This is a genomic window from Chloroflexota bacterium (assembly GCA_020850535.1).
In the GTDB taxonomy this organism is placed as follows: Bacteria; Chloroflexota; UBA6077; order UBA6077; family JACCZL01; genus JADZEM01.
This window is the reverse complement of record JADZEM010000078.1, coordinates 20292-28848: the sequence shown is the minus strand read 5'-3', so window position 1 is coordinate 28848 and position 8557 is coordinate 20292. Positions and strand designations below refer to the sequence as shown.

The following is an 8557-nucleotide window of genomic DNA, read 5'->3' as shown; positions in this document are numbered from 1 at the left end:
TCCAGAACCGCCTCGAGCACACCATCGAGAACCTGGCGACGATGAGCGAGAACCTGACGGCGTCCGAGAGCCGCATCCGCGACGCGGACATGGCTGCCGAGATGGTGCAGTTCACGCGGAGCAACATCCTCTCGCAGGCGGGCACCTCGATCTTGGCGCAGGCCAACCAGCTCCCGCAGGGCGTCCTCTCCCTCCTCCGCGGCTAGGCGTAGGCCGCACCTCCAACGGCCAGGCAACAACGAGGCGTCTCCGCATACGCGGAGACGCCTCTTCTTCGTTGTGGGTGTTGCAGGCCTTCCACGGCTCGCGCCCGATGACGGCCACGGTAGGGCGGGGGCGTGTCCCCCGTCATACGATAGGCAGCCGCTATGCGCCGCCGGTCAGGCTCGGCTGCGGCCAGTTCTGTCGATCGACCTCCGATGTCCGACACCGCAGCATGACGCGGTCGCCGTCCACCGTCTGCACGGCGCTGAACGGCACGTACAGGTCGCGCCCCATCGGGCGGTCGAGTTGGAAGTCGGTGCCGCGCACCGTCTTCACCGAGCCGACGCGCTCGCCATCCGAGCCGACGACCTCCATCGTGTCGCGGATCTGCCAGGGGTTGCCGTGCTGGGACGGCCCGGCACCGGCGCTCAGGCCCGGCTCACCGCTTCCGGACCGGGTGCTGACCCCGGAGGTTTCGGCCACACCGACACCGTAGGCTGGCGTGCCGCCCGTTTGCAGGCCGGTCTGCTGTGTGCCGCTGCTGCTCGGGGTCTGGCCGGAGCCCTGCCTGCCATGCTGCCCGCCGGCGTCCTGCTGCGTGGACCCCCGCTGACGCTCGGTGTACGGATCGCCGTAGCCCGTCCGCTGGTTCACCCGGAGCTGATTCTCGACATCCTGCACGCCGGTGATCTCTTCGACGATCTCCTCGGTCAGCCGCCGCACCCGGCCGCTGTCCGCGACGCCGCGCAGGGTGACCACGCCCTGGCGCACGTCCACCTCCATGGCGCTGGCGTCGATCTCACCGTGCTGCGTCAGTGCCTCGCAGATGTCCTCGCGGATACGCTCATCAGAGCGCTGGTAGTTGCGCGGCCCCCGGCCGGTGAACGGTCCGTGGCTGAACTGTTCGCCGCCCTGCCTGAACGAGCCGCCCGACTGGCCCTGGCGGCCACTGCCGAACGGCATACCAGCGTACTGGCCGCCGCTGTACGGGTCGCCGCTGTACTGGCCACTGCTGTACTGGCTGCCGGCGCGCGGTCGTTCCAGGCTCGATCCGCTGTCGCCCATGCCGGTGTCGCCGCCGTACCAGCTGCCGATATCACCCTGGTCGTACGGGCTGGGCGGGGTGGACGGGCGGCTGAACGGGTTGTACTGGCCCGTCCGGCCGGAGCGCTGCCCCTGGCCACCGCTCCGTTCGTCCTGACTGAAGCGCTGGCCCATCGGCGGGCCGTAGCTCTCTTCTTCCTGACGGCCGAACCCTTCGCCCGGGCTGAAGCGGCGCCCCTGACCGTAGAAGCCGCCCTGCCAGTCGTCACCCCGATCTGCACGCATGTCTGCACGCATGCCCGGTCCGCGCTCGCCGCCGTACTGGCCGCGCTGGCGGTCCTGCCCAGGCTCTCGGTCGAGGTGGGTGATCTCCCGGCCGCCGGGCCGGCCGACCTCAGGCTCATACCCCGGGCGGTTGTACGCGCGGTCATCCCGCATGCGCCGCGCGAGATCCTGTTCGCCGTACGCCTGCCGGTACTGGCGGCTGTACTCGTCCTCTTCGTTGCCGTACCGTTCGCGGGCGTTCCCGCCCCGGTCGTCGACGGCCCGACTCCTGCGCCGGGCGTCGTCCTGGCGCGCCTCATCCTGATAGGTGTCTCGGTCTCGCTCCACGATCAGCCTCCCTGCGTGATGCGTGCGGAGGCGCAACGTCTCGGTGGGCCGGCGGGCCGGCTGGCCTGCGGGGCGTGCGCTCCTGCGGGGAGCGGGACGCAAAAGACGTGCCGGCCGCCAGACGTGCCGGGGAGGAGGCTCACGCCGAGCGGTGCTAGCGTCGCTTGCGCCGCTTGCCCAGCCGGTCCGCCGCCTCGCGCATCTTCCGCGCGAGGACCGTAGCTTCGTCGTCTTCCAGGGCGTCCAGGTCCATGCTGGCCAGCCGGTCCATGCCGTCGAGGACCGTTGCCAGGGTGTTCAGGAGCGCGGCCTGCTCGGGCTGGCTTGCAGATTTGGCCAGGGCGGCGGCCTCCGCGAACGCGCCGGCCCGGCGGTAGGCTGTCAGGGCGGCCTCGGGCTGGCCGGCGGCCACACGGGCGCGGGCGGCGTCCGCCCATCGCTTGAGCCCTTCGTAGCAGCGGGCGAGCTGTTCCGGGCTGGCGTCTGGCCGGTCTTTCAACAGCGAGAGCGCGCCGGCCCAATCGCCGGCCGCCACGCGGGCCTCGGCCAGGGTGTCGGCCAGCCGCTCAGCCGTCTCCAGGTCGCGCACGTCGTCGGTGAGGGCCGCCAGCCGCTTGGCGCTCTCGTGGAGGGAGGTCAGGGCGGTGGTTCTGCCGATCTCCAGCTCGCGGGCTTCCTCGAGCCAGGTGCGCGGCAGCTCGAACAGCCGCTCTGGGCGGTCGTCCGCCGAGCGTCCTTCGAGCGCGCGGACGTAGTCCACCAGCAGCCCGGGCAACAGCCGCGCCGCCGCCTCGGACCCTGGCGGCGCCGCGGCGTAGCGGCGGGCCAGGACGGCATACTGCCCCGAGCGTGCCTCCTGGCCCAGCTCCTTACAGATGGCGACCAGCCGCTCGTAGTGGCGGGCGGCCTCGGCATGTCGCCCCTGCCGGGCCAGCGTGGTCGCCGCCGTCCGCCGCACGACAATCGAGCGCTCCAGCACCTCGGCCCGCTGTTCGGCGTCCACGAGGCCGGCCAGCGCGGCCTCGAAGCGAATCAGGGTCCGCAGGGCGCGGTCCAGGTCCACTTCCAGCAGCCCGAGCATGTCTTCGAGGAAGCCGAGCGCACGCTCGCGGGCGTCGTCGTTGCGCTCCTCCAGACGGGCGCGCAGGAAGGCCAGCGAGCGCCGCGCGAGCAAGCCGTCATCCGCCACCTCCTGCAACAGCGGGTCCAGTTCGGTGTCGGGGTGGTCCAGCAGGATCAGCGTCTCGGTCGAGCGGCTGAGGGCCACCCGCAGCTCGTCGATCCCGGTCCTGGCCACGAGGTAGCGAACCCGCTCGCCCTTGTCCCTCGCAGCGGCGATCTCGTCGCGGATGCCCGCGAGCACGCGCGATGCGCCCCACAGCACCACGTACTGCCGGTCCAGCCCCTTGACGGCGCCGGCCGTGAAGCGCAGATCGCCAAACTTGTCGTCGGCCAGGACGGCGTCGAGGGCCTCATCTTCAGGGGTCCGGGAGCGTGACTCGGCGGTGACGACGGCGCTGTGTGGCGTGTCGGCCAGCAACTCCAGCCAGCCCGGCAGGTCTGGATCGTCGGCGGAGACCGTCGTCAGCGCGACCTCGCCGACCTCGCCGCTGGGGGCATCGCCGGTGTCGGCTTTGGCCGAGCCGCGCGGGCGGTACTCGCGTGGCAGGTCGTCGTACAGCTTCGCGGTGCGGTTGGCAACCTCGATGAGCGGGACCGGACTGCGCTGGTTGAGCCGCAGCGTGATCTCCGTCGGCATCGTCCCCAGGATCTCGGAGAGCACGTCCTTGGTGGAGCCCCAGTCGAAGCCGCTCGGGTGGACCACCTGGCTTTCGTCCCCGGCCGCCACGAAGAGCGGCCCGTACCCGACGCCCGCCTCGATCTGGAGCGCGCCAGCCCGCTCGGCCGCCTTCGCCAGGACGCCGATCTGCAACAGGGTGAGATCCTGGATCTCGTCCACGATCAGCCCGCCGATGGTCCGCAGCTCGCGGTCCAGCGCGCCGCGCTCGATGCGCTGGTAGGCCGCCCACGCCTCGCGCTGGAGGCTGGGCAGATCGCCGCGGTCGAGGAAGACCTGGGCGGCGTGGCGGGCAGCCTGGGCCACCCGCGAGCCGAGCTGTCCGGCCCGCCGCGACATATAGGTGGACTCACGGAGGATCGGCTCGTCGGCGGGCGGCCAGCGTCGGCGCGTCAGCGGGAACGGCAGCGCCGCGCCCAGGACGTGCGCGCGGACCTCAGCCCAGAGCGCCCGGTCCGAGCCCTGCCACGTCGCCAGATCGCGCGGGGCGAACCCGCCCACCGAGCCGCGAAACGCCTGCTCCTCGGCCTCTTCGGAATCCGCGACGCGCCCACGCTCCAGCCCGCTCCAGTGGCCGAGCAGATCGGCCAGCGCCACCACCTCGACGCGCCGCCCGAGATCGGGCACGCCGTCGAGCATCTCCTGGGCCGAGCTGACCAGCCGGCGCGAGAGCGTGACGTAGAGCAGCCGGGCGTCGGCCGGCAGCCGCCGGGCCTCTTCGACGGCCGTGAAGATCAGCGCGCCGGTCTTGCCGGTGCCGGGCTGGCCCACCACGAGCCGCACGCGGGCGTCGGCGCTCACCACCTCGCGCTGCTCGTCGGTGAGGGGGTCCAGCTCGTCCAGGCTGCGCTCGTAGTAGGTGGTGGGCGCGCCGGCCGCCAGCGGCTTCATCTCGTCGTGGTGGCGAACGGCCCGCACGACGATGGTTCGGCCATCGTCGATGCCGTCCCAGCCGGTGGCCGGAAACCACCACGCATAGAAGTGGTAGCCGCCAACGCCGGAGCGCCGCCAGCGCAGGGCTGGGGCGTCCGTCACCAGGGCGGATGGCCCGACGATACCCTTCGGCCGGCCGGCATCCCCACGCGACGTCAGCTCGAACAGGAGCCAATCAACCCGACGGCGCAGGTCCGGCTGGTTCCGCATCCAGTCGTCAACGTCGGGGTGAATCAGCAGCGTGTGGCCGGTCATGCCAGGGGGCCGATCCTTTCGCGGGCGAGGCCGGAGCGGCCGTTGCCCGCATCGTACCGGATCGGACGCCAGCATGGTCGAGTCTGAGCGGCGCCGGGAAGCTATCCCTCGTAGATGATGGCGGTCCCGGACGCGGTCACCATCAGCATGCCGCCACCGTTGCCAATGGTCAGGCTCTCGTAGTCGAGGTCTGTGGCGATGACGGCGTTCGCGCCAAGCTGGCGGGCCTGGCCGATCATCTCTTCGAGGGCGATGGCCTTCGCCTTCCGCAGCTCCTCTTCATACGCGCCCGAGCGCCCACCGATGATGTCGCGGATGCCGGCGAAGAAGTCCTTGAAGATGTTGGCGCCGAGGATCGCCTCGCCGCTGACGATGCCGAGATACCGCACGATCCGCGCGTTGTCCAACGAGGACGTCGTGGTCACCAGGAAATTCGCGTCGGTGGGCCAGCTCATGGTCCGCCTCCGGGTGGCCTGAAGGTGAGCACAGTCACTGTCGCTCCCGTGAGTAGCCTGCCATGCCGGCTCGCGGCCAGCAACGATTCCGCGGCTGCGCGCGCCCCGGGATCGCGGCGACGGCTAGTCCCGTGGGGCTCCGCGGGCCCGTTGTATGGGGGGAGCGTCGCCGCTGGAGGCCGCGCACGCCAGATGGTGAGCCAGGAGGCCAGGACTCGCGTTCGCGCAAAGAAGAGCCCGGTCTGGTTCGCAAAAGTATCGCCGAAGTCTTAACTCTTGGGCGTGCGGGCCGATCATCCAAGTGGAAGCTATTTCTTGGTGCGGCGCCTAACCAGCTGCTGGTGGGCTGCGATCGCGAAACGGAACAAGGATATGAACGAGCCGACAGTCACCCGTGGCGTCGGGAGTGAGGTCGCCTGGAACGGCTGGCAGGCGGCCGCCGACCGTGGTGACCGAGCCGATACGCCCCAGCCTGACGTGGTCCGTTCAGGGGCAGTGCACGCCGAGCGCGCCGCCCCGCCAGTCCATGTCCTGGGGGATGGCCTGCCCGAGGCTGGGAGCGCCCCCAGTGTGTCGGAGGCGTCGAAGGTCGCCACCTTCCCGCAGTCGTACGCCCGCTTCTCGATCAACGAGAAGACCCACCGTATCAGCATCAAGATCGTCGATGCAGCAACCGACGAGGTGCTGCGCGAGATCCCCTCAGAAGAAGTGCAGCGCATCGCTGAGGAGCTCCAGGCGCTTGCCCGGAAGACCTCACCAGGAAAGCGGCTCCCGTCGAACGACTGGGGCGCTAGCGGAGGAATCGATCGCTATGTCTAGCACGTTCGCCGTGAGTGGGTTGGCTTCCGGCCTGGACACCGCCAGCATCATCGAGAAGTTGATGCAGATCGAGTCCTCGTCGATGACGAAGGTGCAGGGCCAGCAGACGGCCCACACCAGCAAGATGTCGGCGATCGCTTCCATCAAGGACTTGATCACATCGCTGCAGGGTACGGCGCGGACGCTGTCGGACCGGTCCCGGATGAACGCGAAGATGGCATCCACGGATACGGCGAGCGATTCCCCCACGGTCTTGACGGCCTCGACGTCGGCTGACGCCATCAACGGCAGCTTCAAGGTCACCGTCAGCCAGCTGGCGACCTCCACCCGCATCTACAGCAATGCGGCGATGGGCAACGTCATCGACCACGCCGCCACCCTCGCGAACGCCGGGTTCCGCTACAGCGTGAACACCGGCACGTTCCGCATTAATGGTCAGCAGATCACCGTCGACAACACCACCACGCTCGACTCGATGATCACGGCGATCAACGGCTCGGGGGCCGGCGTCACGGCCAGCCTGGTGGCGGACGCCGACGGCCGGGCCGACAACCGCGTGCAGATCATCTCGGCGCCCGGCCAGTCGCTCCAGCTTGGCTCCCTCAGCGACACGGCGAACGCACTCCGGCTGATGAACCTGTCGGATGCGGTCGTCAGCGGCTACACCGCCGCCAGCACGAACAGCGGCATGGCTGCCAGCGCCGGCGCGCTGAACACCAGCATCACCATCAACGGCGTGACCACGACGATCAACCAGGGCAATGCCGGGTTCTCGGACGTCCAGAACGCGCAGTTCATCGCCCAGGAGATCAACAACAACAGCAGCAGCACCGTCTCCGCCGTGGCCCAGGGAGATGGCACCATCACCCTGACGCAGAAGACGGCCGGCGGCTCGCAGGCCATCGCCATCACGGCGGCCGGGACGGGCACCGGGCTGACCGCCGGCACCGTCCAGAACGGCACGGACCGCGTCGTCAGCTCCACGGGCCTGGGCGTCACCAATGTCGGCGCGGCGCTGGGCACCTCACGGCTCGCGACGCCCATCGCCGGGCTGGATGGCAGCGGCAACGGCAAATTCACGATCAACGACGTCGAGATCTCCTACAAGGCCACGGACTCGATCACGACCATCGTCAACCGCATCAACTCGTCGAGCGCCGGCGTCTCGGCGTTCTACGATCCGGTCCAGGACCGCCTGCGGTTTGCGGCGTCCCAGACGGGCGCGCGCACGATGACGCTGTCAGACACGCAGGGTAACTTCCTGGCGGCCACTGGCGTGCTCGCGGGGACGCAGCAGCTCGGGCAGAACGCGCTGTTCAGCATCGACACCGTCAACAACGGGCAGCAGCTCACCAGCTCCACCAACTCGATCTCGGGCTACCTGCCGGGCGTCACGCTGGACCTGAAGTCCACCAGCGCAAACCCCGTCACCGTGACGGTCAGCCAGGACGCCAACTCCACGATCAACACCATCAAGGCGTTTGTGAATCAGTACAACACCGTGATGACGAAGATCGAGGATCTCACCAAGTACGACAGCACCAATAAGAAGGCCTCGGCGCTGACGGGTGACCTGGGCATGCGCGAGATCCAGCGGTCGCTGCGTCAGATGGTCAGCACGGCGGCGCAGGGGGCTTCGGGGACGTACCGGACGCTGGCCTCGATCGGCGTCAGCTTCGGGGCGTTCGGCAGCTCCGTCGGCGCGACCAGCAAGCTGGTGGTCGACGACGCCAAGCTCAGCAAGGCCCTGTCCGAGAACCCCCAGGCCGTCGAGTCGATCATTGCCGGCTTCGGGGCGACGCTCAGCGCGCCGACCACGAACAACATCAGCGCGGTGACCGGCACCCCCGAGATTCACCAGGACGGGACGTTCCACGTCAAGGTGACGAACGCCGCCTCTGGCGAGGTTGAGGCCTGGTTCACCAACAGCTCTGGGCAGAAGACCTGGAGCCAGACGGGCGCCGTCGCGGCGGGCCAGGACAACTACGGCATTATCCCCGGCCTCAAGATCACGACCCAGGCGACGCTCACGGACGGTCAGGAGGACACCTTCACGGTCTCCGTGAGCAACAAGGGCATCGGCGTGATGCTCAACGACTACATCAATGGCCTGACGGACTCCGTCACCGGCTACTTCGCCACCCGGAAGAAGGGTGACGACTCGATCAACGACGGGTATACCAAGCGCATCGACGAGATGCAGCGACGACTGGAGTTGAAGAAGACGTCACTGGAGAAGAAGTACGCGGCCCTGGAAACCACGATGTCCAAGCTCCAGTCCCAGTCCAGCTCGCTCTCGGCGCAGCTCGCGAAGCTCAACTCCAGCAGCAGCTAGCCCCGGCCGGCCTGACGGCTGCGCCTGTGCAGCCGTCAGCCGACCGTCGCAGCAGACGCAGGTCTGCCCGGACCGGTACTTCTGGCTCATCGTTGGCTCATC

At 69.3% G+C, this 8557-nt stretch carries 6 protein-coding genes; 3 read left to right on the top strand and 3 right to left on the bottom strand.

The window, feature by feature from the left end; all coding sequences use genetic code 11:
* Positions 1-206, top strand: a 206-nt coding sequence (locus IT306_11760) for a flagellin (protein MCC7369093.1), incomplete at its 5' end; no start/stop codon positions are given.
* A gap of 160 nt (positions 207-366) precedes the next feature.
* On the opposite strand, the gene IT306_11755 is transcribed toward IT306_11760, so the two are convergent.
* The 3 genes from IT306_11755 to IT306_11745 all read right to left on the bottom strand — a co-directional run bounded on the left by IT306_11755 (position 367) and on the right by IT306_11745 (position 5301).
* The gene (locus IT306_11755) at positions 367-1860 is read right to left on the bottom strand and encodes a BON domain-containing protein (GenBank protein ID MCC7369092.1); all 1494 of its coding nucleotides are present in this window, start codon (positions 1858-1860) and stop codon (positions 367-369) included.
* 154 nt (positions 1861-2014) lie between these two features.
* Positions 2015-4846, bottom strand: a complete 2832-nt coding sequence (locus IT306_11750; protein MCC7369091.1) for an AAA family ATPase — start codon at positions 4844-4846, stop codon at positions 2015-2017.
* A 101-nt stretch (positions 4847-4947) separates the two neighbouring features.
* Positions 4948-5301, bottom strand: coding sequence for a heavy metal-binding domain-containing protein (locus IT306_11745; protein MCC7369090.1), 354 nt, complete (start codon positions 5299-5301; stop codon positions 4948-4950).
* 477 nt (positions 5302-5778) lie between these two features.
* Between IT306_11745 and IT306_11740 the strand changes: the two genes are divergently transcribed.
* Positions 5779-6120, top strand: a complete 342-nt coding sequence (locus tag IT306_11740; protein ID MCC7369089.1) for a flagellar protein FlaG — start codon at positions 5779-5781, stop codon at positions 6118-6120.
* A complete protein-coding gene (gene fliD / locus IT306_11735; GenBank protein MCC7369088.1) occupies positions 6113-8455 on the top strand; it encodes a flagellar filament capping protein FliD in 2343 nt (780 codons plus the stop codon). The genes IT306_11740 and fliD overlap by 8 nt, the downstream gene beginning before the upstream one ends.
* Positions 8456-8557: the final 102 nt, after the last annotated feature.